The following is a 24,764-nucleotide window of genomic DNA, read 5'->3' as shown; positions in this document are numbered from 1 at the left end:
GAGGGAAAAAGTTGTATGGTGCGTCAAAAAAATATTTAACTAAATATCAACAATTTCATGGCGACGCACCCTAGGACAAGGTTATTTTCACCGCTCTCCTTTAAATGAAAATACTTGCCCAAACTTCACCTGACTAAGCTTCTTTCGCCACGATTCCATGTAGATGTAAAATACGGGCGTGAGATACAGCGTCAAAACTTGTGAAAATAACAGTCCGCCGACAACTGCAATACCTAACGGGCGGCGAGATTCTGAACCTGCACCAACTCCCAACGCAATTGGTAATGTGCCCATTAATGCCGCCATTGTAGTCATCATAATTGGTCGGAAACGCACTAAGCAGGCTTGATAGATTGCTTCCGCCGGTTTTTTGCCATCTATGCGCTGGGCTTCGATCGCAAAATCGACCATCATAATCCCATTTTTCTTGACAATTCCTACTAGCAAGATGATACCGATGAATGAATAAACGTTGAGTTCGACTCCAAACAACATTAATGTTAATAACGCCCCAAATCCCGCCGAAGGTAATCCCGACAAAATTGTAATCGGATGGATAAAATCTTCGTACAAAATGCCGAGGATTAAATAGATGACCAAAATTGCGATCGCCAACAACATCCCCAAACTAGGTAGCGAACTCTGAAACACTTGACTCGCGCCCTTATAATTGGTGGAAATGCTCTCAGGAATCAGCGATTTGATGATTTGGTCGATCGCGCTATTTGCATTTCCCAGCGCCACCCCAGGCGCGAGGTTGTAGGAAATTGTCGCAGCATTCATCCTACCGACGTGGTTGACAATTAACGGTGCAACTCCTAGAGAAATTTTGGCAACCGTTGCTAGCGGCACCTGTGTTTCACCCCCAGAAGCATCGCTAGAATTACCCGCTGTACTGATGTAAAGCTGCATCAAAGCATTCGGATCTTTTTGATACTTTGGTTCTAGTTCCAAAATAACTTGATACTCGTTACTCGCACCGTAAATCGTCGAAACTTGGTAAGCGCCGTAGGCATTTCTCAGGGTGTTTTCGATTTGACTAGCCGTAATTCCTAATGCTGAGGCTTTGTCGCGATCGATATCAATTTTGATTTGAGCAGTCATCTGCAAATCGCTGTTAACATCCTGAATTTCCGGTATTGCTTTCATTTTTTCAATGAGTTGCGGTACGTATTTACGCAGCGGTAAAACATCCGAACTTTGCAGCGCCAGTTGGTACAATCCCGTGCTTTGTTGAGTGCCCAGCGGGATTGCTGGAGGATTTTGCAAGAAGACTTGAATGCCTGGAATTTCGGCTAATTGCGATCGCAAACTCTGCACAATTTCGTCGGCACCCATCTGCCGCTGCGAGATCGGTTTGAGGCGCACAAACAAGCTGCCGGAATTCCCCGCAACCGCAGCCCCGCCGCCATTGGCGCTCGAACCTGCCCCGATATTCGAGTTTACTGCTTCCACGTTTGGATCTTGGCGAATCGCACTGACAACCGCTTGCTGGTGGCGAGATAATTCATCAAAAGAGGCATCTTGGGCGGCTTGGGTAATTCCGGTAATTTGTCCCGTATCTTGGCTGGGAATAAAGCCTTTGGGAACTACAATAAATAATCCAACTGTAACGAACACCATTGCTAATGATAAAATCATCGTGGTGCGGTGATATTTTAAGGCTATTTTGAGACTCCAATCGTACAGGCTTAAAATTCGATCGAATACGTACTCAGAAGCTTGATAAAGCCGACTTTGATTTTCGTGATTTACCGGGCGCAAAAAACGGCTGCACAACATCGGTGTCAAAGTCAAAGAAACAAAGCCGGAGACTAAAATAGAAACCGCAATTGTGACGGCAAATTCATGAAACAAGCGCCCCAACAACTCGCTCATAAATAACATCGGAATAAACACCGCCACCAAGGAAAGCGTCATCGATAAAATCGTAAAACCGATTTCGCTAGAGCCGTTTAGCGCGGCTTCTCGCGGGCTTTCTCCGGCTTCGATGTGGCGGACGATGTTTTCGAGCATGACGATCGCATCATCGACTACAAAGCCCACAGATAGCGTCAGGGCCATCATTGACAAGTTGTCGAGGGAGTAGTCGAACAAGTGCATGATACCGAAGGTGCCGATCAGCGATACCGGTAGCGCTAAACTGGGAATGACTGTGGCAGAAAGATTGCGTAAAAATACGAAAATTACTAAGATGACAAGGGCGATCGTCAAAACGAGGGTAAACCGCACATCATCCACCGACTCGCGAATCGATTGAGACGCATCGTACATCACCCCAAGCGCGATCGAACTTGGAATCTGAGTTCTCAAATTGGGTAGCAATTTTTGAATCGTATCTACCACTTCTACGGTATTCGTCCCCGGCTGTCTCTGAATCGTGAGGATAATTGCGCGATCGTTATTGTACCAACTAGCAAGTTGAGTATTTTCTACACTGTCAACCACTCGCCCTAATTGTTCGAGATAAACAGGCTGTCCGTTTTTATATGTCACAATTAAACGGCGGAATGCAGCAGCATCTTTCAGTTGTCCATTAGTTTGCACCGCAAAGTTTTTATAACTTCCCGAAAGGCTTCCTGTAGGTAAATTAACATTGCCTTGTTGGATAGCAGTTTGCACTTTATCTATGCCAATTTGCCGCGCTGCTAACTGTTGCGGATCGAGTTGAATTCGGGCCGCATATTTTTGAGAACCGTAAATCTGCACTTGCGCCACACCGTTGATTGTCGAAAGCTTTTGCGCGAGATAACTTTGCGCGTAACTATCAACCTCAGAAAGCGGCAAAGTTGGCGAAGTAAGATAAAGATAAAGAATTGGCCCGTCGGCGGGATTGACTTTGCTGTAAGTCGGCGGATTTGGCAAATCGTTAGGCATTTGGCCCGAGGCTGAAGAAATTGCCGATTCGACATCTTGCGCCGCATCATCAATATTATGACTGAGATTGAATTGCAGGGTAATTTGAGTTTTACCGCTGGTACTGGTAGAAGTCAGCGTATCGAGTCCCGCAATACTCGAAAATTGCTTTTCTAGGGGGCGCGCTACCGATGCGGCCATCGTTTCCGGGCTAGCACCGGGGCGGGAAGCGCTAACTTGAATTGTGGGATAATCGACGTTGGGTAAATCGCTAATGGGTAGCAAGCGATAACTCATCCAACCAAAAATTATAATTGCCGCCATCACCAATGTGGTCATAATTGGACGACGAATAAATGGTTCTGATAAATTCATTTAGTTACACCAGTTTAAGATCAAAATAAAATTGCATTCATTTGGTATATTTCGTTTTTTCCTGAGTCTCTATCCCCCTAAATCCACCTTAAGAAGGGGGACTTTGAATGCTTCCGATTTTCACGTCAAAAAGGGGGCTTTGAGCGCTTCCTGTGATAAATTTCGTTTTTTCCTGAGTCTCGATCCCCCTAAATCTCCCTTAAGAAGGGGGACTTTGAAAGATTCTGATTCTTCCCTTAACAAGGCGAACTTTGCTCGCTTCCGGTTCCCCCTTTCTTAAGGGGGGCTAGGGGGGATCTAGAGCCCATCGTCACATCCAAAATCTAAACTCGATCGCCCTACGGATTATTTCGCGATTTACCTGACTTATTTCCCGACTAATGGGAGTCAGCGCCAGATTTTTTATCCCCTGATGTGTCTGACTTATCACCTTTACTAGACTCAGAATTATCTCGATCGTCCTCTGCATCTTTAATCCGAATCTTGCTACCATCAACCAGATTAGCTTGTCCGTCGGTGACAACATCATCACCAGCATCCACACCTTTTTTGATGACACTTAATCCGCCGATCGTATTTCCCACAACTACAGGCACATTGTCTACTGTATCGTCGTCTTGGGCGACAAATACAAACTGTCCGTTCGGCCCGGTTTGTACTGCTTGGGAGGGAACTACAATTGCATTTGGCTGTTGAGATAATGTTAAGGTAGTATTGACAAATTGACCGGGAAATAGTTTCCCATCGGCGTTATTAAAATCGCCAATCAGTTGAATAGAGCCTGTGGAATTATCAACCGTGTTGTTGACAAATGACAAGGTTCCTGATATTGGGCGATTGTTGCCGGCAAAGGTGACATCAACTTTTAGCTTGCCATTTTCTACGTATTTTTGGATGTCTGGAAGGTTGGATTCGGGAACAGAAAAGGCAACTTGAATAGGATTGATTTTCGAGATTGTGACTAAGGGTTTGTCTGTGCTTGGTTGCACTACATTGCCTTCTGTGACTAGGATATTGCCGGCGCGTCCGTCGATCGGCGCAAACACTTTAGTATAGGATGATTGCACCTGAGCGTTTTGCAAACTACCGCCGTCGGCGCTGACACTAGCTTGAGCACCCTCGATCGCCGATCGATCGCCATCAACGACAGCCCGAGCATTGTCAATCCCCACCAAATCGCTCTTCACCGCCGTCTGAGCGTTCTCAATTCCCACCAAATCGCTCTTCACCGCAGTTTCAGCATTTGCGATTGCCACGGAGTCACCTTTGACGACAGACTCCGCATTTGTGATGCCAATGCGATCGCTCTTTACCGCCGTTTCTGCATTGGCGATCGCCTGTTTGTCAAGCTCCACCGTTGCCGCCGCAGCTCGACTGCTGGTAGCGTATTGTTGCGCTTGATCTTGACTAATTACTCCTTGTTTGTAGAGCTCTGCGTAACGTTGACTTTGAGCTTCGGCATACTCGGCTTGCGCTCGATCTTTGCTCAAAGTTGCCATCGCCTGCTTAACCGCACCTAAGTCTTTTTCCAACGTCATTTTCGCCTGTTCAACAACTCCCTTATCTTTCGCCAGAGTCATTTTCGCTTGTTCGACAACACCCAAATCTTTTTGCAGAGTCGCCCTAGCTTGTTCGACAATTCCTCTATCTTTATCCAAAGTCGCCCTAGCTTGTTCGACAATTCCCTGATCTTTAGCAAGATTAGCCGTCGCTTGTTGCACCTGGGCCCGGTCTTTTGCTACGATACCCTGAGCTTGTTGGATCGAAGCATTTTGAGAGCGATCGTCGATCGAGAAAAGCAACTGTCCTTTCTTAACTTCTTGCCCTTTCTTAAAATAAACTCTCGTCACCCGCCCGCTAGCCTGTGCAGTCACCGAAACAGTAGCACCAGATTGCACAGTACCGATCGCCTGTAACTGAATCGGTACAGTTTTTTTAGTCGCCGTCGCCACCAGAACCGGAGTTATTTGCATTTTACCACCGCGACGACTCGCTTTTTCCGGTTTAGGGGCGATCGCCCGTTGCCAAACCAAAAATCCCAAACCACCAAGCAACAACAACCCCAGCAAAAACATCGCAATTCGCCCTTTCGCCAGAACCTTTTGAGGCTTCGGTTCTTTTGCTAAAATATTATTTGTAGGCTCGCTTTCCGGCAAACTCGGAGATTCCAGAGCCACTTCAGGAACAGTGTCATTCGGAATTTTATCAACAATTTCCAAATTCTGCGTCGGTTCCTCGTTCAGCTTCAAATTTTCATCAGAAACTTTAGGGCGAGTGCCATTTCGACTGTCACTAATAATTTCTTCTATCATCACAAACCTCTTAACAATAGCCCTCATCTCATGTCCCGTCGATGAGCGCAAAAAAACGTTTGGCAGGGCGGAATTTAGTGCACTGTTGAAGTTCGTAGTGCGCTCAATCCACCGGACACAATATCACTCTTCATAGCAGTTATTAGATTTTCAGTAGAATTCCCTTTGCTATCTTGAATTTATCTGAGTAAATCGGTCTTGATCTGCCTCGATAGGCGGTTAACCTATTACTCAAACATTTATGAAATTCAAGTTTATTATAGGGTGCGTCAGACCCAAAAGTTAGCAATTACTGAAAACATTAAACCCCTGACACACCATACAAAAACTGAAAACGAACAAAACTTGTTCTTAGATCATTTACTTAGCTTTAGCTCCAGACTGCCCATTTTGCGAGCGAGGATAAGCAGCCTGGAGAATCCCCTTAACTTGGGTTTTTTGCTCAGCACTGAGGTTTAGCTCGTTAAGAGCTTTCCGCATTTTTTCGCCTCCCTTGATTTTGGAGTCCAACTGTTTCACCTGCTCGGGAGTTAGCACCGCTTCGACTTGTTTGCGAAGTTCGTCGCGTTTCTGGGCGCGTTGAGCAGGAGAAAGCTTCGGTTGTCCTGAAGTTGCTGCATTTGCCGCCACCGCGTTAGATTTGGTGACATTAGAAGCGTTGGATGGCATACAACCAGACAAACTACCTACCAAGATGGTGCCGGCGAGGATAAATGCTGCTGCGATGGTATTTCTTTTCATGATTGACTTTCTGTAAATTAATCTTCACCTACAAATCTTAGAAGCTTAAACCAGCCAGCGCATCACGCAATACTCCTAATCTAACCAGTCAAAAAGCACATAGCACTTGTGACTTTTTTCCTAGTCCCAAACCCCAAAATCAGCCACAAAGGCTCTAACGCAATCGATCGCACCTTCGCTAAGCTGTTATAGCAAAAGGGGGAATGGGAGAGGGGGAGAGTGAGAGAGGGGGAGAGTGGGAGAGTGGGAGAGGGGGAGAATTGCCCAATTACCAATTACCAATTATCAATTACCAATTCCTTCAACATCCATCCATGACATCCGGTGACGAACTTCCTTCACCATAGGGGGAATAATATGTTCTTTGACTCCAAAATACCATCTATAATTAAATCATTGCGATTGCTTGAATCGCTTCAGATATTGATGGGAAAAAGTTCTATGATTCGGCTAAACTATCCGTCCTTTCGTTTGTTGCTTTATTTGGAGTGGCTGCTGCTAGCGACGGCCGCAGTGATAGAAATGCTGCATCAGTTTCAGTCGCTGCAGTCGCTAATATGGCGCGTGGGGGCGATCGCACTTTTCGGCATCATCGGGCTGCGTTTACCAACAGTTAACTTACGCAAAAAAGTTTTATTCACCGCCCTCGAATTTGGATTAATTTTCCTACCAATAGTCCAACAAGGATTATCCAGCAGATCGAGCTTTTTGCTGTTTCTCGTTTTGCTGATGCGGAGTTGCCTAATTTTCCGGCAGCCCGGACAGATAGCAGTCTTAAGTTTAGCAATGGTGTCCTATACTTCGCTGCTGTTGTTCAAACCAATTTTACCAGAAAAAGTCATTTCCACAGTTTGGGAATGGCGGTTGAGCAACGTGTTATTATTTGGGTTGACCTTAGTATTTGCCTTGCTATTAATCAATGCCTTAATTGCCGAACGTCAAAGCCGAGAGGAATTAGAAATTGCCCACGATAAACTAGCGGTGACTCACCAGCAACTGCGCCACTACGCACTGCGAATAGAAGATCAAGCAACATTGCAGGAACGCAACCGCATTGCTCGCGACATCCACGACGGATTGGGACACACCCTTGCAGCTCAAACAATTCAGCTCAATAACGCCCTATTGTTCTGGAATTCTGAGGATGAAAAAGCCCTGGGATTTCTGAAACAAGCCAAACAACTCGGTTCAGAAGCATTGTTAGAAATTCGCAAATCTGTTTCTGTATTGCGATCGAATCCTTTGCAGGGATTATCGCTCGAAAGTGCGATTAACAAACTGCTCCAAGACTTTAAGTGCATGACTGGTAGCGAAATTTCTGACTCAATTAACTTACCTGTTAGTTTATCTCAAGAAATGAATATCACGCTTTACCGTATTGTGCAAGAATCGCTGACCAATATTCACAAACACGCCCAAGCAACGCTCGTCATAGTTAAATTGCAGCAACACGCCGGACTGATTCATTTGTCGATTTCTGACAACGGCAAAGGCTTCGATCCGGCCCAGAATACTACAGGATTTGGAATGCAAGGAATGCGAGAACGAGTGGCGGCGCTGAGCGGTCAATTTGCCATTTATAGCGAGTCAGAAAACGGTTGCCGAATTTCAGTTTCTTTGCCTTCTCAAAATATTTAGGGTTGATAAGTTGATAATATGATTAGAATATTGCTAGTAGACGATCAGCATATTATTCGTCAAGGACTCAAAAGTATGTTAGAGTCCAATTCAGATATGCAAGTAATCGGTGAAGCAGAAAACGGACAGCGGGCGATCGCCCAAATCCCAAGTTTAGCACCCGACATCGTATTGATGGACATTCGGATGCCCGTGATGGACGGCGTAGCAGCAACCGAGGCGATCGCCAAATCCTATCCCGACACAAAAGTCCTGGTACTAACCACCTTTGACGACGATGAATATGTCAGCAAAGCAATGCGAATGGGTGCCAAAGGCTACCTGCTAAAAGACACCGAACCCGACGAATTAGCCCTAGCAATTCGCGCTGTTTATAAAGGACACACCCAACTAGGCCCCGGATTGTTTGAAAAAGCCCTCATGACACCTGCGGTAACTAATTCTCCGGCGGTTTTGCCACCAGAATTAGAGCAACTCACTCCCCGAGAATTAGAAGTATTGTGTTTAATAGCTTCAGGTGCAAATAACCGAGAAATTGCTCAAACCTTATTTTTGTCAGAAAATACAGTCAAAAACTATGTAACAAATATTTTGAGTAGATTGAATTTGCGCGATCGAACTCAAGCGGCGCTATTAGCTCATTCACTATTTAATCCCAAAATCTCATGAGACCTTATAGTAATGTATGATGGTTTCTATAATTAAAATATTGAAATGCGATGCTTTCCAAACTATTAACTACTGCAATTGTTTTTCTGTCTGCCACCACCCCTGGTTTGGCGATGACTCCCTCAGAATTAGCAACATTTGCAACCAACTATAAATACAATGAAAATGCTCCGGTAGCTTATTCTTATTATGACAAAAGTTGTCAAACTACTGTTTCTGTGCCGCTGGTAAAAACTCTGGATTTAGGTAGTGGAAGAATCGGAGGAATTACTAACAAATATCTGTGTTGGGGAGCTACCTATACTTATTTTGAAATGACTCGCGGCAACTTAGAATCTATTCGAGTCTTTGCGGAAGTAGGTGCAGGCCGATCGACTCGTTATACAAACTGGGGCCCCGTGGCAAATCCTGGGGATGATTTAACTCAGGATCAGCTTATATCTGTAGCAAAAGCGATCGCCAAACATACGCAATAAGCTAGCTTTTTGTACAAATATTCGATCTGTTAACCGCAGATTTCCAGCAGATAAACGCTGATTGACGCAGATAATTGAAAAAAGAGCGATCGCCTGAATGCAATTGTGTTTAATGTGTGCTTAATGACTGCATTTAATACTCTCTAATTTCAGGATGGGTGAATTGATAACCAGCAGCCTTAATCTTTTGATTCGACACCTTCGCATTATAAGGCCGCACGCTAGGACTTCCATCCCAAGTAGCTTTTGGCAGATTGTGACGTTCAAAAATGCGATCGAGCAATTCGCGACTCGACAGCGATACATCCCCAACTAAATTGTAAATTCCCTGCAATCGATTGTCCAAAGCAAAGGTTAATCCCCCAACAACATCATCTCGATGTACCCAATTTGTACCATCTTCCCCCCTACCCGGACGAGTGGTTCCAGCCCAGCCTCCAAAGATTTTAACTAATTCTCGCCCGGGCCCGTAAATGCCACCCAAACGAAGAATGCAGGTGTGAAGATTTGGACTCGATGCTGCTAATAAAATTCGTTCTGTTTCGGCGAGAATTTCACCGTTGGGATTGGCTGGCTCCACGGGCGATTCTTCGTTTACAAGTTTACCTTGTCGATCGCCATACACAGAATAAGTACCCGTATAAATCACCTGCTTGACTGTCGGTACTTGCTGTAAAACTGATACCAAAGTTGTCGCCGTCTCTAAGTAACTTTCTCGATAAGCACTAGCATTTGGAGCGCCGACGCACAGCATAACAGCATCTTGGTCTTGCAGTAAACTGGCGATCGCACTTGCATCATTTCCCTTAACTACAGCTACCCGCTGGGCGACAGCCTCCAATTCACTGACTCGGCTCGCCGTCGTAGTTGTCGCCGTCACGGTACAATCCGGTTTAGCGCGTAAATATTGGGCTGTCGCAGTACCGACATAGCCACAGCCGACGATCGCCACTTTCATCAAAAATTCTCCCTTGTATCATTCCATCTCAAATTATTACCGATTTTGGCGATCGATTAGTCAGTCAGAACGATCGCACCTGAAGCCATCATTACAAACTGGATTAGTTGGGATTTTTCAGTTTTTAAGCGGCTTACCTTCTCGATTCACAATACGGCTTTCACCATCCTTAGCCGTGACATTTTCATAAACTCCTTCATCCCGCTTCACGTACTTGCTGAAACCAGAATTTTTATAATCGGTGTCGGATGTCGGCTTCATCAACCTTGGAGCGCTCAGCAAACGGCGCACCGGAGCATCTGCGGGGGTGTCTCCGGGTTCGCACTTAGCCAACTCGCACAGTTGGCCCCAAGTCGAAACTTCCAGATTCATGCTGTGCGAAACTTCTAACTGCTGGTTGTTTTTTGAACAAAAATAATCGTAGACAGGCATACTAAAAATCTCGTTGGCTACTACTAAAATTATTAATTGCACGGTAACAGCCAGTATTATAGCTCAACATTACTAAATGTTCAAGCCCAAAAAATAAAATTTACTATTTTTAACGGTTGTTGAAACACGAAATCAGCTATATTATTAACCCTGTGCTGTTGCTCCCGGATGCGCTCGATACCGAGCCCAAAAGTACCCTACCGTGAAATCGTCTCGCGCGATCGCTCGATCGACGGTTAGCAAATGCCTGCAAGACTTCCCTAAATGCAGTCAAAAGAGCGATCGTCAATTTCAGACTGCACCCAAATAACAAATTCTAGTTTTCAAGTTTATTCATCTACTCACCAGCGAGGATTTACCGATGAGCGATTTCAAAGTTACACCAGAAGTAGAGCTGAACATGGCTCAAATGTTGGAGAGATACCAACTACAAGACGAGACAATTCTGCGGCGTTGGGCAAAACTGCACGGTATCAACAGCACTCGCGGTTTCTTCTATCCCGGTGAAGTAGATTTGATGGATCACGCTCACCACCACATTTATAATTTGGGAATGAGCATTGGTGAATATCAAAGTCTTTTAGACCGCCGCCGCAGCAATTCCGACACATCGGGCGATCGCAATAAAACAGTAGCAACTCAAGTTGCTGACGAAGCATACGATGCCATAGAAATGCTGAAAGAACAGTATTCTGAAGCAGTTGATTTAATGGGAGAACGTATAGCAGATCATTTTATCGACGAACTAGATTTATCAGTGATGCGACACCTTTCTCAAAAAGTTAAAGACCGCCGTGATCTCAACGGTCAAGCTAAAAAACCCAACCGTTTTCTGCAAGTGATTAAAGCCGTATTGCAACCGAGCAGCGAAAATACGCTTCTAGTCCCCAGAAAAGATGACGACTCTAGTTTAGAACTAGAACAGCATCACCGGCTAGGCTAGCCTGCGAAATTTGCCAGGTGAAACGCTACTTATAGCGGTAGGGTGCGGTGTGCTTCGCCCCTACATAATTAAGTTGTGCCGCAGGAGCAGGAAAGCAATAAATTTGCTGTTTGTTACAACTCTAATTCACCTTTAAATTATCAATTTAAGACTGGAGAGAGATGTATTTTGTGGCAGATATACATAAAATCATAGTTGAATCTCAACCGTCAATCTAACAAAAGGTAGAGAAATGATTAAATCTTGGATGGTAATTGGAGGTGTCGCCTTTGCGGTAGCACTGTTGGCTAACTTGCTCTCGCCCAGCGACATTAAGTGGTTCAACCGCTTGCAGCGTCCGAAATGGCTAGTATTTGAAAAAGCAATTCCCATCATTTGGACAGTAATTTTTATTTGTGCAGCTTGGTCAGCAGTGATTGTTTGGGAAAAAGAACCGGGAACTCAGGAGACTTGGCTGAGAATGGGTTTATACCTGCTTTTAGAAATAGTAACCATATCTTATACGTCTGTGATGTGCAAACTTAAGAGTCTAAAAGTCGGCACAATCATCGGCGGAACGGGCGCTATTTTAAGCGTAATACTAGCTTTAAGCGTGTTGCAAGTTTCGCAGCCTGCGGCCCTGTTATTGCTACCTTACATACTCTGGAGTCCGATCGGCACTTACACGACTTGGGCGATGATGCACCTCAATCCGGCGGATGTTTAGCCTTTCATGGAATTAGTCATTTTAATGGGATTGCAAGCATCAGGAAAAAGCACCTTTTGCCGCGACTATTTAGCTGCAACGCACGTTTTGGTCAGCAAAGATTTAATGCGAAACAATAGAAATAAATCGCGCCGACAAATTCAATTAATTGAAAATGCACTCCAAGCAGGTCATTCAGTCGCGATTGATAACACCAATCCCGCAGTTCTCGATCGCAGACCGTTGATTGATATCGGTCGCACCTATCATGCCCAAATCATCGGTTACTACTTTGAATCAATAGTCAGCGACTGTTTAGCTAGAAATCAAAAGCGATCGGGCAAATCTCAAGTTCCAGACATAGCAATTTATGCTACTATAAAAAAAATGGTAGTGCCCAGTTACGACGAAGGGTTCGATCGGCTGTTTTCCGTCCGCATAGCAGACAACTTTAACTTAGACATAAAAACCTTGCCAGCAGAGGAAGTTATTCATGGACAATCAGATATTTGAAAAAAAAATGCGGGAGCTAGAATACTTTCATAGCTTGCGTTTATTGCCGGAAACTCACACAGTAATTCGCGCCGACGGTCGCAGTTTTTCAAAATTTACTTCCTCAAGTTTTGATAAGCCTTTCGACTTAAAATTCCACGAATTAATGGTGGAAACCGCCAAAGCGCTCCTGTCAGAACTAGGTGGCATTTACGCTTATACCGAAAGTGACGAAATCTCAGTTTTGTTTCCTCCAGATTGGGATTTATTTGACCGCAGCTTAGAAAAAATTGTCTCTATTTCTGCCAGTATTGCCAGTGCAACTTTCACTTGTGCCGCCCAAACAACAGTCAATTTTGACACCCGCATTTGTTCCGCAGCGAACAAATCGCAAGTAGTAGATTATTTTCTATGGCGCCAAGCAGATGCAGCGCGCTGCGCTTTGAATGGCTGGAGTTATTGGATGCTGCGAAAAAATGGCGAAACGGGTGAAAATGCAACAGTTATATTAGACAAACAATCGGTGGCTTTCAAAAACGAATTGCTGTTTCAAAACGGAATTAATTTTAACGAACTGCCGGCTTGGCAGCGCCGGGGAACGGGATTGTATTGGGAAAAATACGATAAACCAGGTTATAACCCGATCGAACGCAAAGAAGTTGTGACAGTGCGGCGGCGACTCAAAGTCGATGAAGAGCTGCCCATGAAAGAGGAATACAAAGAATTTATTTACCAATTTTTAAATGTTGACCATTAACTCGCCAAGGATATCTTGTCAAATCTGGTGGCAATTGATGAATGCTCAGTCTGTTTTAACCGAATGCAAGCTTTGAGATGGGGGTTTAAACCCCCTGCCCAAAGTCTGGCAAGAAGTTAACCTAGGGACTCGGAGACGGGCTCGGAGGCTCGGTTTCCGGTGGCTCGGGAGCCACCGCCGGAGATTCGGCAGGCGGAGGATTCAGGGACTCTTCCCAAACTTTGATTTGCGATCGCGCTTGCTCAAAAGCCCGAGCTCCCGAGGGAATTTTCTTCAAAGTGGCGATCGCCCCAGCCAGATCCGACGACGACTGTTCCACAGCAAGCCCCAAAATCCGCTGGCTCCACTCATCAATCGCCTCACTCGCCTGCCAGCGGAGCGAACTCGACTCTGGTACCTGAAGAGCAAGGGAAATTGCCGTTTCCAAAGCGTCAGCAGTCCCCGGTATGGCTGCCTGACGGGCGCTCTGCAAACCTTGTTCGCCCAAAAATTGAGCCTGCCAAGTCCGAATGTTCGATCGAGCTTCCTCATAAAGCACCCTTCCCGATCGAATCCGGCGGGCCATCTCAATTGCCCCCGCCAAATTGCCGCTTGCTGCTAGCTGCTGAGCTCTATCCAAAAACGGCTGGTCTTGAAGGCGCTGTCTTCTCTCGATCCAAGCTTGAATTTTGGTTTGAGCTTCCCGGTAAAGCGTCCTACCTTGACCGATCCGAGAAGCTTGAGCCACGGCGGCCTCCAGAGAATTCGGATCGCCCGCGCTCGCCAAATCGTTAGCTCTTTGCAGGTACGGACTGTCTTCGAGCAGCTCGATTTGACGGCTCAAGTTAATAATTTGAGTGCGAACTTCCCCGGAACGGGGATTTGATTGGGGGACTGTTTGCAATTGCGCGATCGCAGCCCTCAAATCCTTCACTCCTCCCGGTGCCGCCAGCCTGCTTGCCACATCCAAAGTTTTCACATCAGCAATTTCTTGCTGCCAGCGGCCAACTAAATCAGCAGCTTGTTTGTACAAAGGGCGACCGTCCTTCAACTTTTGAGCAATCTCGATCGCCTTAGACAAACCCTCAACCGAGCCAGTCAAAGCCTGAGCCGTAGCACTCGCCAACTGGTTAAAATCTTCAACTTGTGCTTTTAAATTTGCCGCATCTGGAATCTTGTTAGCGATCGCGACCGCCTCCTGCCAATCGCCCGCCTGCAAGCGTTTTTGGGCGATATCCAGAATTTTTTTGCTAAATTCCGCGATCAACTTATTGGCAGCCTGATACAAATAACTGTTTTGATCGATTCCCTGAGCCAGCTTAATACCCGTCACCAGATTGTCCAGCCCTCCCGCCGACGCTGTATTTCGGGCTTTGATCAGCTTATTGCCTTCAGCCTTTGTCGTGTCAATTGCCTGAGTCAGTTCCTCATACTTCGTCGATTCCCAGAAGGTATTTCCCGTATCCAACAGCAGATTAGCTTGGCGGAAAGCTTGGCCCCACTCTTCCTGACGCAAGTAGGCGACTGCGGCAGCGTAAATTTTCTCTGCATCGTTCCATATCGACTGCCACTGTTGAATCTGCTTTTCCACCGCCGGGTAAGCGGGAACGTTTTGAGGAACCTTGCGGGCGATCGCGATCGCCTCCTCCAGCTTCCCTTCTTGGAATCTAGCATTTCCCAACTTGAGAATATCCTGCGACCACCGATCGATTTGACCGTTAATTCTCGGTCGCAGGGGGTGATCTGACGGCAAAGCATTCACTAATTCGATCGCCCTGAGCAAATCATCCACCGTCCGCTTGCTAGCTGCTTCTTGAGCGCAAAAAAAGCGATCGTTAGCAGAAGCCGTCGGCCAAAAAACCTTCGAGCAATTCGACTCCGCAGTCAAGTTGAGCAAAGACGCAATTGCCACAAACCCCATACCCACCGACAGTATCAAACTCACCGCCAGCCAAAACTGCCAGTTCTTCGACCACCTCCGCCACAAAGGATTATGTTCCTCCGGCTGCCAGTTTTCCCCAGACTCTTTGGGCCGCTGTTCCAGATACCCTCCCGGCTGTTTTCCCGAAGTCACCAACTCACGGATTTCTTTAAGTCGCTCAGCGCGGTTTTTCCTGGCGGGAATTGGCACTAGCGAGGAAGTATCCTTTTTTGACTCGAAGGATTCTGATGCAGACCAATGGTCTGGTGTTTTGCGATCTTGACTCATAAATCTCCGCTCACCACAAACAGCAACCAGCCTGTCTTAATTATTTCAAAACTGCGATCGCTGCTATCTACTGCTCTATAGAATGTATTCATTACTTTTACATACTCCCGTCGGCCCAAGACTGCTTTGGGCCGATCCCCAAACTGCCAAAATTTTAATTTTGCGATTAGGTAATTGATAATGCGTAATTGGCAATTGGTCAAGGCCGTCATCCCTAACTCGCACTCAATAGAGCCAATTACACATTATCGTCTCAAGAACCGGAGTCAGAGCGCAAATCGCCAATCAGTTCAGCCAATTCGTCGCTGTTAGCTTTGTAAACCTCGTTGCAGAAATGGCAAGTAGCCTCAGCCCCGCCATCTTTTTCGATCATGTCTTGGAGTTCCGCTTCGCCCAACATTTTGAGAGCTCCCAAAACTCGCTCGAACGAACAGCCGCAGTGAAAGCGCACCATCTGAGTTTCCGGGAAAATTTCTAGCCCCATATCACCCAGTAACTCTTCGAGAATCTGGTGCAGCGTTTTGCCCGATCGTAACAGTGGCGTAAAGCCCGACAGTGCAGCCACCCTAGATTCTAGAGTTCGCACCAGTTCTTCGTCCGCTGCAGCCTTCGGCAACACCTGCAACAGCACGCCCCCAGACGCTTGCACCCCGCCCGCCCCAACAAACACCCCCAAAACCATAGCCGAAGGAGTCTGCTCCGAGGTTGCCAAATAGTGAGTCAGATCGTCGCCAATTTCGCCGGAAACCAATTCTACCGTACTTGAGTAAGGGAACCCGTATCCAACATCCCGCACCACGTACAAATAGCCCTCACCGATGGCCCCGCCGACATCGAGTTTACCTTTGGCATTGGGCGGCAATTCCACTGTGGGATTGCTCACATAACCTCGAACCGTGCCATCAAGTCCCGCATCAACCAGAAGTCCGCCCAGCGGCCCATCTCCTTTGATGCGAATGTTGACCCTCGATTCGGGGCGCTTCATGCTGGATACGAGTAACAGCCCCGCCGACATCGTGCGTCCGAGGGCGGCTGTAGCCACGTAGGAGAGGTTGTGTCGCCCTCTTGCTTCTTCAGTCAGACGGGTGGTAATGACGCCTACAGCCCGAATTCCGCCATCTGCTGCTTTCGCGCGAATTAATTGATCGGCCATGAAAAACCTTACTTTTCTCTTTTGATACTTCCTTCAACTATTTTAGAAGCTCTTGAAGGTTGTCGCAGCAGGTAGCAGCAGACTCGGCGGGTATGGGAGGGCGATCGAACTTCACAACTCCCGTATTTTTAAAGGTAAAACTTTCATCAATCTACTATTTTTTAACAAATAGTCTGATTAATTATCAAAAATCAAGTTCTGACTGCATAATCTCTATACGTAGGGCGAAGCACACCGCACCGCGAGCCAGATAAGTAGTGTATAAAACCACTCTTTGCCCTGAGTCTTAAAATAAATATTTATTTGAAAAACCCCGAATAACAAGTGCATTTATTTTTCCGCTCCCGCCCGCACTCATTCAAGTTATAATTACTAACAACTAATGACTAACAATTCACGCTTATCTTACCGCACTCATTCAGGTGATAATTACTAACAACTAACAATTAAGGACTAATAACTAATGACTGATGACTAAAGTTTATCTTACCGCTAACCTGGCGATCGCCAAACCTTTACCTTGGTAAGCTAAAGTCAGATTCGTAGGTCTGACACTAATGTTTTTTAGCTGGAAATAACGGATATGCCACCAACATCTAAAGCACTTTTAGCGGAAGTCCAGCATAACACAGGAGCGACTCGAAACTTGCATTTTTATGCCAAGGGCGAAACCATTCCTTTGATGTCTCAAGGACTTTGGCGCGTCTGTCAAGGCTTAGCACAACTGAGCACGCTTTATCCAACCGGGGAAGAAGGACTTTTGGGTTGGGTTGGGCCTTCGATGTGCTTCGGTTTGTGGTTGACAAATTTGCAGACTTACCGAGCTACGGCGACATCTGATGTTTATTTGATTTGGTATTCTATGGTGGAAATCGAAGCTTCTCCTCAATTGGCTCAGGAGTTGCTGCCTCAAATGGTTCGGCGGCTGCGGCAAATGGAATCAATTTTGGCGATCGCCGGACAGCGGCGAGTAGATCACCGTTTGTATCAGCTCCTGGTATTATTGCAACAGGACTTCGGTCAGCCTGTGGTTGAGGGAACTCGTTTGAGCATCCGCTTGACACATCAAGATATTGCTAATGCTATTTGTACGACTCGGGTAACAGTAACTCGAATGCTGGGAAAATTGCAGCAGCAAGGGTTAATCAGTCGAGATGGCGATCGGCATTTAATACTTAACAAAGATGTTTTTGCCTCTACTTCGGATTTGTTTGGCTGCAATCCTCAAGGAGTGTAGCAAGCGACAGGAATTTGCATCTATTTGCATCTACTTGATAATTATTTGTGTTGCTCTTGCTCCCGCTATCTAGAGCCATAGATTTGTAGCCGGAAAAGATATAATTAAGCGGTGCATCTATTTAGGAAGAAATTCAATGGCTAACTCTACTCAAGAAACACCAAAACCAGACAAAAAAGAATTAATTGACATCACAGCTAAACCTCAAGAACAAGAAGAACCGCCAAATAAAGGTGACGGACGGAAATAAATATAGTCTTGGAAGCAAAAACCGGTTTTTTTACCAAGATTGCGGTTTTAAGCAAATATTTTGGTGAAAAAACCCGGTTTCTAGCTACCTGCGCTTCCAGCAAATAATTTGACAAATTACTCGGTTTGTGCATTGCCGTTGGTCGATCGCAATTTCGGCTTTCCAGGCATATTTCTGCGTCCCTCCAAAGAAACAACATCAGCCTCAGAAGTCTCCCTAGCAACCCGAATCAGCAACCCCGACAACAAAAAACTCGCTACCATCGATGAGCCCCCGTAACTAAAAAACGGCAGCGGCAAACCCGTAGTCGGCAAAACCCCCGTCGCCACCCCAATATTCAGCAGCGACTGTCCCACCATCACCACCATCGCCCCAATCGCCACCAACTGACTCTCAATATTCCGGGCCCTCGTCGCCACCCTCAAAGCCACAGTAGTGTAAGCCGCCAACATCAGCAACAGCGAAAAACCTCCCACCAAACCAAACTCCTCAGCAAACACAGCAAAAATAAAATCGCTGTACTGAATCGGCAAATAAAATAACTTTTGCTGCGACATCCCCAAACCAACACCCCAAATCCCCCCAGAACCCACAGCCAGCAGGCTTTGAATCAACTGATAGCCATCCTGCATCGGATCGGCCCAAGGATTGAGAAAAGACATAATCCGGCGGCGCTGATATTCCCGAAAACTAATACTTAAAACCGCCAACATCATGCCCCCCAAAGCCGTTGCGCCCAACTGCAAGTAAGGCAACCCCGCCGCCAAAGCCACCAACCACAAAGTCATCCCGCACAAAGCCGTGGTGCTCAAATTTGGCTGCAACAAAATTCCCAACAGCATTGCGCCGAAAATTAACAGCCAACTAAGGCGAACTTTATTTGTCAACCGGGGCCAGTTGCCGAAAATGCGGGCACTTTGGAGTACAAAAAACGGCTTGATCAATTCCGAAGGTTGAATAATCGGCACCGGGCCCAGAGATATCCAGCGAGTCGCCCCGTTGACTGTGGTTCCCACTCCCGGAATTAAGGTCAACCAGAGCAATCCCAGCAGCAACAAAATGCCTAACTGAGCTGATTTGAGCAGGTAGCGCAGGGGGGAGTAGACCATTAAGTTAAAGCCGGCCAGCCCGATCGCCACTGCGATGAGCTGTCGTTTAAAATAGTAAAGGCCGTCTCCAAATTCTGAATTTGCAATGGGATAGGAAGCCGAAAACAATGCTGTCAGCCCTACAAACAGCCACAAAAAAGTCAGCCACCTGAGCCAGCGGGCCTCAGCGCCCCATTGCGACGCGCTGGGGTCTAAAAATGGAATGAAGCGTCGAATGTCATTAGTCATTAGTGAGTTGTCAGTTGTCAGTTGTCATTAGTTCTTAGTCTAGTTTGCGATCGCACAGACTGTTAGAAACCGGGTTTTTTCACCCAATATTTGCTTCAAACCCTCAATCTAGATGAAAAAACCCGGTTTCTTTTAACTGGTTCCAAGGCAGAGCCTGGGAACCCATATCACTCTTACTCTGCCTCGGCAGAGGATTAAGGAGGCTCTTCCTCACCCATCTGCGTTACTTTCGCTCGAACTGGTAACGACTAGAAAAGTCAACCGCTGGGGGAATGGGCTACGAAGTCAACCGGTGTAGAGTGCACACCCAACAAATTACTACATTCTTCCGTCTTCCGTCTTCCGTCTTCCGTCTTCCGACGGACTTACATCCGTTACATCCGTTACATCCCGTACATTGCTCGTTGCCGAACTTCCTTGTTCCGTCTTCCTTGTTCCGTCTTCCTTCTTCCTTCTTCCTTCTTCCTTGTTCCGTCTTCCTTCTTCCTTCTTCCTTCTTCCTTCTTCCTTCTTCCTTCTTCCTTCTGCTATCAAATCATAACAAACAAAAAAAGAGGCCGCGATCGACCTCTTGCCCTCTACAAATCCATTCTCGGATCTTAAAGTAGACCAGTATTAGCTCCGGGCTTACCAGTAGCCAATTGCACTTTAATAATTCTGCCGCCCATTTTCATAATTCTTTGCTGTTCCCGGAACCAGTTGTCATAGGGAACCAGCTTAGTAAAATAGGTATTTTGCAATTCGCGCTGAGTGCGGATGCGAGTTTGGCTGGGGACGCAAGCAGTCACTTTAAACATTCTCATGGGAAACTAACTCCTGAGTAGGTTTACAGATTTTTAGATGGATTTTAAAAAGATTGAAGTCAGGGAGTTAGGAGTCAAAACTAGCTCGTTAAAACTTGTCGGGCTTTCTCGACTGGCCTTTGACGGTCTAGCAATCACTCGTAACTTCCCTGACCTCTTTGAAAGCTAAAGGTAGCAAGTCCAAAGTTAAAAGTTTAAGGTTAAAAGTTTAAAGTTAAAAGCTTAAAGAGGTAAAAAATAATTTTTTTTTCCTTCTTCCTTCTTCCTTCTTCCTTCTTCCTTCTTCTTTCTTCCTTCTTCCTTCTTCCTTTTTCCTTCGATTTAGCTCAAGCCAGAGCAGATGTAGTCGAAATAGACGCCCATTTCTTTACCAGCGTCAGAACCAACCAAACCGGCGGTGACTTCTTTCATTGCTTGGATTGCTTGTACGGTAGAACCGATGGGCACGCCCAAGGAATTGTAGGTTTCTTTCAAACCGTTGAGCACGCGCTCGTCGAGGATGGAAGGGTCGCCAGCTAGCATTGCGTAGGTGGCGTAGCGGAGGTAGTAGTCCAAGTCGCGGATGCAAGCTGCATAACGACGAGTGGTGTACATATTGCCGCCGGGACGAGTTACGTCTGAGTACAACAGAGACTTAGCAACTGCTTCTTTGACGATTGTGGCTGCATTGGCGCTGATAGCGGTAGCGGCGCGGACGCGCAGTTCGCCAGAAGCGAAGTAGTTCTTGAGCTTGTCTAATGCGCTGATGTCAAGGTACTTACCTTGAACGTCAGAGGAATTGATTACGGCGGTAATTGCGTCTTGCATGGTTGTCTTGTTTCCTAGAAAGTGGCTGAGTCAGTCCAATTTTGGAGCTAGAATCTGGGATTTGGGATTGGGGATTTGAGATTTTTAAGTGGTTGGTTATCTGCAAAAGCTTTTAGCTTGCTGTCAGCAACCCCCGATTCTTCAATCAAAAATCAAAAATCAAAAATCAAAATTCCTTACTGCATCGCACCGATAACGTAGTCGAAGTAAGAGGAAGCTTCGGAAGCATCTTCTCCAGACAGCAGCGAGGAAGCTGCACTCTTCATAGCGCGGACGCCTTCGGCGACGGCTGCAATCGGGGTTCCGAGAGAGTTGTACATTTCGCGGACGCCGACAATACCGATTTCTTCGATCGGAGTAATGTCGCCAGCTACGATTCCGTAGGTGATCAAACGCAGGTAGTAGTCCAAGTCGCGCAAGCAAGTTGCGGTCATTTCTTCGCCGTAAGCGTTGCCGCCGGGAGAAACAACATCAGGGCGCTTTTGGAAAAGTTGGTCGCCTGCTGTTTTGACGATACGTTCGCGGGATTCGCTCAAAATTTGGGCGATGCGGACGCGGCGTTCACCAGAGGTGACGAAGCTCTTGATCCGATCTAATTCACCTGGGCTCAAGTAGCGAGCTTCGGCGTCTGCGTTGACGATTGATTTGGTGACGATACTCATCTTGTGTGTACCCGCTGGATATTTTGCTATACGAACTGCTCTGCGTTGAGCTAGCGGCGGCGGGCGCTTTCATCCCGTACCTTTCGCTTCGCTGGTCGCAGGAGCTTTGACGGGGAAGGGCGGACTTTCCAGAGCTAGCAAGTGTTGAATTTGCTTGCTGGTGACTGCCTTCGGTGTTTGACGGCGCTGGTTCTTCACGCCGGTGCGCTTGTGAGTGCCCGCACTGTGCCTGTCGCTTAGAATACCACAAATGACTGATGCGATCTTTAAATCTACGATCGAGATTGCAGCAGATCGCTAAGTGGCGATCGAGTAACTGTCGGGCAGTTAGTCAGAATATTGCTTGTCTGACGCAACTACCTCTCGCAAGTATTTTGAGGCATTATGTTCACATTCTGAGTGTTACTGTAATAGTTTGTAACATTCCTTTTCATATTGGGGCCCTAGTTGGGTTCTGATAGGTGCAAATTTGACAGTCAAGAAAAACGCTGAAATTATTTACTAGCAAAGGTTGCAGACGATCGCTCTAGGGACTGGTTTGTCCCGAAAACGGTGCCGCGAGGATCGGAGACTTCTGTCTCAAAAAAAGGTGCGGGAGACGGGAGGAGACAGGGTGGCGACTGGTGCGGATCGGAAATGGTGACTTTCGGGCTTGTAGCTAAATTTGACTCTGCCAAAAAGGGAGACAAGCCCCCGACACTCGTCGCGATCGACCTAAAATTTTAGATCGAAGTCAGAATCCCACATTGACGGAGCTGCAAGTAATGCCATCTCCGGTCAAATAAAATTGGATCGAGCGTGCGGAATGTTTTTTTTACCAGCGTAGACCGGACATGATATTACGGAGCATCTCACTTTTACCATAACTATTTTTTGACGGCTGGCGATCGCCACAGCTCGCTAAAAATACAAAACTACAGATGCTACCCCAACCAAATCTAAAATCTAAAACTCGTACTGAGCGACTTGTGAGCCAGCGTAGCCGAAGCAAGCCGAAGTATCTAAAATCTCAATATCGATTGACTCTCACTTTATAATTCAGGTGCGCCGTGAAAAGAAATCTATCAGCCATTAAAAAAGCTTTGCAGTTTGGGATTAGCGGTGCTGTCGGCGGTTTTGCCGGCAATCTCATCACCGAACCTTTCATGCAGCGGCTCAATAATTCAACATCTGTTTTTGACAGTGTATTGTCCACAACTCGCTGGTTTGGATTGGTAGGTGGCGGGATTGCTACTGCGATTATGCTCGGCTATTATTACTATATTAAAGGCAAGCCCCAAATTAAACAAGCTTTAAAAAATGGCGGATTGTTTGGCTTAATAGCAGGGGCAATTTCTGGAGCGATTGCCGAAGGTATTTTTAGCGGAATTGGCGACGGCGAAAACGAAATATTGCGAGTAATTTGCTGGGGAATAGCCGGCAGTTTGTTGGGACTTGGACTTTCCAAACGAATTCCTAATTTGGGAGCGCTGCGTGGCGCGGGAGGCGGCGGTGTTGGCGGGCTTTTGGGCGGTTGTTTGTTTATTCTGTTTGCTTACAATTTATCCGGTACGGCGGGCCGTTTAGCTGGCTGTGCTGCGATCGGCTTTTGGATTGGAATCATGTTGGTTGTAGCCGAAACTTTGTTTAACAAAGCTTGGCTGGTAATTAGTTACGATAATGGAGCGAATCGCACTCTGACTGTTGGTGCCGAACCGGTGACTTTTGGTAGCGATGAAAATTTGTCTATTATCTACATTCCTGGTGTTTCGCCTTTAGCGATGCGGTTTCAATTAGAAGGCGGTCAAATTGCTTGCGAGAATGTCGATAGCGGGGCGGTGAGTTATTTGCGATCGGGCGACCAAAAGAGAATCGGAAACTGTACAATTACCGTAGGAAACTCTGACTTACCCGCTGCAAGTTCGCCTCCTGTCAGCCAGACTATTATATCACACAAATCCCCAGCCGATTCTTCTAACAACGGTCAATTTTTTCTGAAATTGGGAAGTCGAGTGATGCCTCTGACTGCAGGAACTCAGCTATTAACATCGGACATCCCTAGTTTAACAGCTACCGCGTCTAATGGTGTTGTAGCGCTGGTTAATTCTCGTTCAAAAGACCAGCTTTCGTTGGGATTGACTAATTTGGGCGATCGGGCTTGGTGGGCCACAGACATTCAAGGCGACATAAAAATGATTGAACCTGAAAGCACCCTAACTTTAGCCTTGGGAACTAAAATCGAATTCGGTGAAATTGAGGGCGAAATTGTCAGAAGCTAAATCATTATTTGGTTCGATCGTTCGGAATGCGATTCCGCATCCAAATTAGCGGACTCGCATTGCTCACTACCAACCTTTTTGACTTCAGATCAATCAAATCGCCCATAATAAATTCAAGCAGAACTACCACTAACACCAGTAATAACCGCCGCACCAATCAAATGAGCCAAACGCAAAGCTTCAGGAACCTTACCAGTATCAGTCAAACGCTGGAGTACCAGCGCGATTACTTCCGGTTGTTCGCCGCATACCTGAAAAAAGAAAGGTTCAAAAGCATAAATTTTTCCAGCCCGACGCAACAATTCTAAACGGTATTCCAAGTCCGGTAAATAGCCGAGGGCTTTTTCAATAGCAGCTAAATCTGGTTGGCGGCGCATCACAGCAACGCAAGGAATTTGCAGCCGCGATGCTAACTCCCGAAGGTCAATAATATTGAAGCCGCCGAAAGCAATTCCATCTAGTAAAACGAGATGCAATTGCGGCAGAAATTTGCCTCCTAGCAGTAGCTGACAAATAGCATCAGTGGAATCTAATCCGTCTGGGAGGACTTGTCCCCACACCATTCCTTCAAATCTGGTGCCCCCGCAGACTACTCCGGCGACGGACACCAGACCGCCGCTGGTACGAGAAAATGGAGCGTCGTCAAAGCCAATAACCTTAATTGTGCGATCGAGTCTGAGCAATTCTGCTAGTTTCAAAGTAGGGACTTCCCTAAACTAAAAATTTTTAGATTAA

23 protein-coding genes are annotated in these 24,764 nt (G+C 46.4%); 9 read left to right on the top strand and 14 right to left on the bottom strand.

What is annotated here, in order from left to right; all coding sequences use genetic code 11:
• Positions 1-87: 87 nt before the first annotated feature.
• From QUA01_RS00905 to QUA01_RS00895, 3 genes are all read right to left on the bottom strand, one after another.
• Positions 88-3,231, bottom strand: coding sequence for an efflux RND transporter permease subunit (locus QUA01_RS00905; RefSeq protein ID WP_333088671.1), 3,144 nt, complete (start codon positions 3,229-3,231; stop codon positions 88-90).
• Positions 3,232-3,608: 377 nt separating this feature from the next.
• Positions 3,609-5,543 (bottom strand): efflux RND transporter periplasmic adaptor subunit, encoded by a 1,935-nt coding sequence (locus QUA01_RS00900; RefSeq protein ID WP_333088668.1) that lies wholly within the window; start codon positions 5,541-5,543, stop codon positions 3,609-3,611.
• A gap of 360 nt (positions 5,544-5,903) precedes the next feature.
• On the bottom strand, positions 5,904-6,284 hold the full coding sequence (locus tag QUA01_RS00895) for a hypothetical protein (protein WP_194071190.1): 381 nt from the start codon (positions 6,282-6,284) through the stop codon (positions 5,904-5,906).
• Positions 6,285-6,725: 441 nt separating this feature from the next.
• Here QUA01_RS00895 and QUA01_RS00890 point away from each other — a divergent pair, with 441 nt between their 5' ends.
• Genes QUA01_RS00890 through QUA01_RS00880 form a run of 3 tightly spaced genes read left to right on the top strand, consistent with a single transcriptional unit; the run spans position 6,726 to position 9,067 of the window.
• Positions 6,726-7,922 (top strand): sensor histidine kinase, encoded by a 1,197-nt coding sequence (locus QUA01_RS00890; RefSeq protein ID WP_333088666.1) that lies wholly within the window; start codon positions 6,726-6,728, stop codon positions 7,920-7,922.
• Between the two features lie 18 nt (positions 7,923-7,940).
• Positions 7,941-8,591: a response regulator transcription factor gene (locus QUA01_RS00885; protein WP_333088664.1), complete on the top strand. Its 651-nt coding sequence runs from the start codon at positions 7,941-7,943 to the stop codon at positions 8,589-8,591.
• 50 nt (positions 8,592-8,641) lie between these two features.
• Positions 8,642-9,067, top strand: coding sequence for a hypothetical protein (locus QUA01_RS00880; protein ID WP_333088662.1), 426 nt, complete (start codon positions 8,642-8,644; stop codon positions 9,065-9,067).
• 133 nt (positions 9,068-9,200) lie between these two features.
• Here QUA01_RS00880 and QUA01_RS00875 read toward each other — a convergent pair whose 3' ends face one another.
• Complete coding sequence (locus QUA01_RS00875; RefSeq protein WP_333088661.1) at positions 9,201-10,025, bottom strand: NAD-dependent epimerase/dehydratase family protein; 825 nt, start codon at positions 10,023-10,025, stop codon at positions 9,201-9,203.
• A 117-nt stretch (positions 10,026-10,142) separates the two neighbouring features.
• Positions 10,143-10,499 (bottom strand): zinc ribbon domain-containing protein, encoded by a 357-nt coding sequence (locus QUA01_RS00870; RefSeq protein WP_333088660.1) that lies wholly within the window; start codon positions 10,497-10,499, stop codon positions 10,143-10,145.
• 319 nt (positions 10,500-10,818) lie between these two features.
• Here QUA01_RS00870 and QUA01_RS00865 point away from each other — a divergent pair, with 319 nt between their 5' ends.
• The 4 genes from QUA01_RS00865 to QUA01_RS00850 all read left to right on the top strand — a co-directional run bounded on the left by QUA01_RS00865 (position 10,819) and on the right by QUA01_RS00850 (position 13,334).
• Entirely contained in the window at positions 10,819-11,400 is a 582-nt protein-coding gene (locus QUA01_RS00865; RefSeq protein WP_333088659.1) for a hypothetical protein, read from the top strand.
• Positions 11,401-11,632: 232 nt separating this feature from the next.
• On the top strand, positions 11,633-12,106 hold the full coding sequence (locus QUA01_RS00860) for a TspO/MBR family protein (protein ID WP_194070276.1): 474 nt from the start codon (positions 11,633-11,635) through the stop codon (positions 12,104-12,106).
• Positions 12,107-12,112: 6 nt separating this feature from the next.
• A complete protein-coding gene (locus QUA01_RS00855) occupies positions 12,113-12,598 on the top strand; it encodes an AAA family ATPase (protein ID WP_333088657.1) in 486 nt (161 codons plus the stop codon).
• Entirely contained in the window at positions 12,579-13,334 is a 756-nt protein-coding gene (locus QUA01_RS00850) for a tRNA(His) guanylyltransferase Thg1 family protein (protein WP_333088656.1), read from the top strand. Before QUA01_RS00855 ends, QUA01_RS00850 begins: the two co-directional genes overlap by 20 nt.
• A 121-nt stretch (positions 13,335-13,455) precedes the next feature.
• On the opposite strand, the gene QUA01_RS00845 is transcribed toward QUA01_RS00850, so the two are convergent.
• Together QUA01_RS00845 and hslO are read right to left on the bottom strand one after the other, a co-directional pair.
• Complete coding sequence (locus QUA01_RS00845) at positions 13,456-15,522, bottom strand: hypothetical protein (protein WP_333088655.1); 2,067 nt, start codon at positions 15,520-15,522, stop codon at positions 13,456-13,458.
• A gap of 253 nt (positions 15,523-15,775) precedes the next feature.
• Positions 15,776-16,675, bottom strand: a complete 900-nt coding sequence (hslO, locus tag QUA01_RS00840) for an Hsp33 family molecular chaperone HslO (RefSeq protein ID WP_194070284.1) — start codon at positions 16,673-16,675, stop codon at positions 15,776-15,778.
• Positions 16,676-17,258: 583 nt separating this feature from the next.
• On the opposite strand from hslO, the gene QUA01_RS00835 reads away from it, so the two are divergent.
• Positions 17,259-17,912: a Crp/Fnr family transcriptional regulator gene (locus tag QUA01_RS00835; RefSeq protein ID WP_333088653.1), complete on the top strand. Its 654-nt coding sequence runs from the start codon at positions 17,259-17,261 to the stop codon at positions 17,910-17,912.
• Between the two features lie 366 nt (positions 17,913-18,278).
• On the opposite strand, the gene QUA01_RS00830 is transcribed toward QUA01_RS00835, so the two are convergent.
• The 6 genes from QUA01_RS00830 to QUA01_RS00805 all read right to left on the bottom strand — a co-directional run bounded on the left by QUA01_RS00830 (position 18,279) and on the right by QUA01_RS00805 (position 21,969).
• Positions 18,279-19,499 carry an FtsW/RodA/SpoVE family cell cycle protein gene (locus QUA01_RS00830; protein WP_333088652.1) on the bottom strand — a complete coding sequence of 407 codons (1,221 nt, stop codon included), beginning with the start codon at positions 19,497-19,499 and terminating at the stop codon, positions 18,279-18,281.
• Between the two features lie 318 nt (positions 19,500-19,817).
• Positions 19,818-20,033, bottom strand: coding sequence for a hypothetical protein (locus QUA01_RS00825; RefSeq protein ID WP_333088650.1), 216 nt, complete (start codon positions 20,031-20,033; stop codon positions 19,818-19,820).
• A 65-nt stretch (positions 20,034-20,098) separates the two neighbouring features.
• Positions 20,099-20,302 (bottom strand): phycobilisome linker polypeptide, encoded by a 204-nt coding sequence (locus tag QUA01_RS00820; protein WP_006634929.1) that lies wholly within the window; start codon positions 20,300-20,302, stop codon positions 20,099-20,101.
• A 321-nt stretch (positions 20,303-20,623) separates the two neighbouring features.
• On the bottom strand, positions 20,624-21,109 hold the full coding sequence (apcB, locus tag QUA01_RS00815; RefSeq protein ID WP_006634930.1) for an allophycocyanin subunit beta: 486 nt from the start codon (positions 21,107-21,109) through the stop codon (positions 20,624-20,626).
• 176 nt (positions 21,110-21,285) lie between these two features.
• The gene (gene apcA, locus QUA01_RS00810; RefSeq protein ID WP_333088649.1) at positions 21,286-21,771 is read right to left on the bottom strand and encodes an allophycocyanin subunit alpha; all 486 of its coding nucleotides are present in this window, start codon (positions 21,769-21,771) and stop codon (positions 21,286-21,288) included.
• 69 nt (positions 21,772-21,840) lie between these two features.
• Entirely contained in the window at positions 21,841-21,969 is a 129-nt protein-coding gene (locus QUA01_RS00805; protein ID WP_333088647.1) for a hypothetical protein, read from the bottom strand.
• Between the two features lie 851 nt (positions 21,970-22,820).
• Between QUA01_RS00805 and QUA01_RS00800 the strand changes: the two genes are divergently transcribed.
• The gene (locus tag QUA01_RS00800) at positions 22,821-24,029 is read left to right on the top strand and encodes a hypothetical protein (RefSeq protein WP_333088645.1); all 1,209 of its coding nucleotides are present in this window, start codon (positions 22,821-22,823) and stop codon (positions 24,027-24,029) included.
• 113 nt (positions 24,030-24,142) lie between these two features.
• Here the strand turns inward: QUA01_RS00800 and QUA01_RS00795 are convergent, their stop codons facing one another.
• A complete protein-coding gene (locus tag QUA01_RS00795) occupies positions 24,143-24,727 on the bottom strand; it encodes an endonuclease dU (protein WP_333088644.1) in 585 nt (194 codons plus the stop codon).
• Positions 24,728-24,764: the final 37 nt, after the last annotated feature.

It is taken from the genome of Microcoleus sp. S36a_B3 (genome assembly GCF_036700745.1).
Classification (GTDB): domain Bacteria; phylum Cyanobacteriota; class Cyanobacteriia; order Cyanobacteriales; family Microcoleaceae; genus Microcoleus.
This window is presented reverse-complemented; position numbering and strand designations above follow the sequence as displayed.

What these genes read in the sequence shown, in the direction of transcription:
- QUA01_RS00905 (WP_333088671.1), bottom strand. Translation starts at nt 3,231, where the DNA reads ATGAATTTATCAGAACCATTTATTCGTCGTCCAATTATGACCACATTG.
- QUA01_RS00900 (WP_333088668.1), bottom strand. Translation starts at nt 5,543, where the DNA reads ATGATAGAAGAAATTATTAGTGACAGTCGAAATGGCACTCGCCCTAAA.
- QUA01_RS00895 (WP_194071190.1), bottom strand. Translation starts at nt 6,284, where the DNA reads ATGAAAAGAAATACCATCGCAGCAGCATTTATCCTCGCCGGCACCATC.
- QUA01_RS00890 (WP_333088666.1), top strand. Translation starts at nt 6,726, where the DNA reads ATGATTCGGCTAAACTATCCGTCCTTTCGTTTGTTGCTTTATTTGGAG.
- QUA01_RS00885 (WP_333088664.1), top strand. Translation starts at nt 7,941, where the DNA reads ATGATTAGAATATTGCTAGTAGACGATCAGCATATTATTCGTCAAGGA.
- QUA01_RS00880 (WP_333088662.1), top strand. Translation starts at nt 8,642, where the DNA reads ATGCTTTCCAAACTATTAACTACTGCAATTGTTTTTCTGTCTGCCACC.
- QUA01_RS00875 (WP_333088661.1), bottom strand. Translation starts at nt 10,025, where the DNA reads ATGAAAGTGGCGATCGTCGGCTGTGGCTATGTCGGTACTGCGACAGCC.
- QUA01_RS00865 (WP_333088659.1), top strand. Translation starts at nt 10,819, where the DNA reads ATGAGCGATTTCAAAGTTACACCAGAAGTAGAGCTGAACATGGCTCAA.
- QUA01_RS00860 (WP_194070276.1), top strand. Translation starts at nt 11,633, where the DNA reads ATGATTAAATCTTGGATGGTAATTGGAGGTGTCGCCTTTGCGGTAGCA.
- QUA01_RS00855 (WP_333088657.1), top strand. Translation starts at nt 12,113, where the DNA reads ATGGAATTAGTCATTTTAATGGGATTGCAAGCATCAGGAAAAAGCACC.
- QUA01_RS00850 (WP_333088656.1), top strand. Translation starts at nt 12,579, where the DNA reads ATGGACAATCAGATATTTGAAAAAAAAATGCGGGAGCTAGAATACTTT.
- QUA01_RS00845 (WP_333088655.1), bottom strand. Translation starts at nt 15,522, where the DNA reads ATGAGTCAAGATCGCAAAACACCAGACCATTGGTCTGCATCAGAATCC.
- hslO (WP_194070284.1), bottom strand. Translation starts at nt 16,675, where the DNA reads ATGGCCGATCAATTAATTCGCGCGAAAGCAGCAGATGGCGGAATTCGG.
- QUA01_RS00835 (WP_333088653.1), top strand. Translation starts at nt 17,259, where the DNA reads ATGCCACCAACATCTAAAGCACTTTTAGCGGAAGTCCAGCATAACACA.
- QUA01_RS00830 (WP_333088652.1), bottom strand. Translation starts at nt 19,499, where the DNA reads ATGACTAATGACATTCGACGCTTCATTCCATTTTTAGACCCCAGCGCG.
- QUA01_RS00820 (WP_006634929.1), bottom strand. Translation starts at nt 20,302, where the DNA reads ATGAGAATGTTTAAAGTGACTGCTTGCGTCCCCAGCCAAACTCGCATC.
- apcB (WP_006634930.1), bottom strand. Translation starts at nt 21,109, where the DNA reads ATGCAAGACGCAATTACCGCCGTAATCAATTCCTCTGACGTTCAAGGT.
- apcA (WP_333088649.1), bottom strand. Translation starts at nt 21,771, where the DNA reads ATGAGTATCGTCACCAAATCAATCGTCAACGCAGACGCCGAAGCTCGC.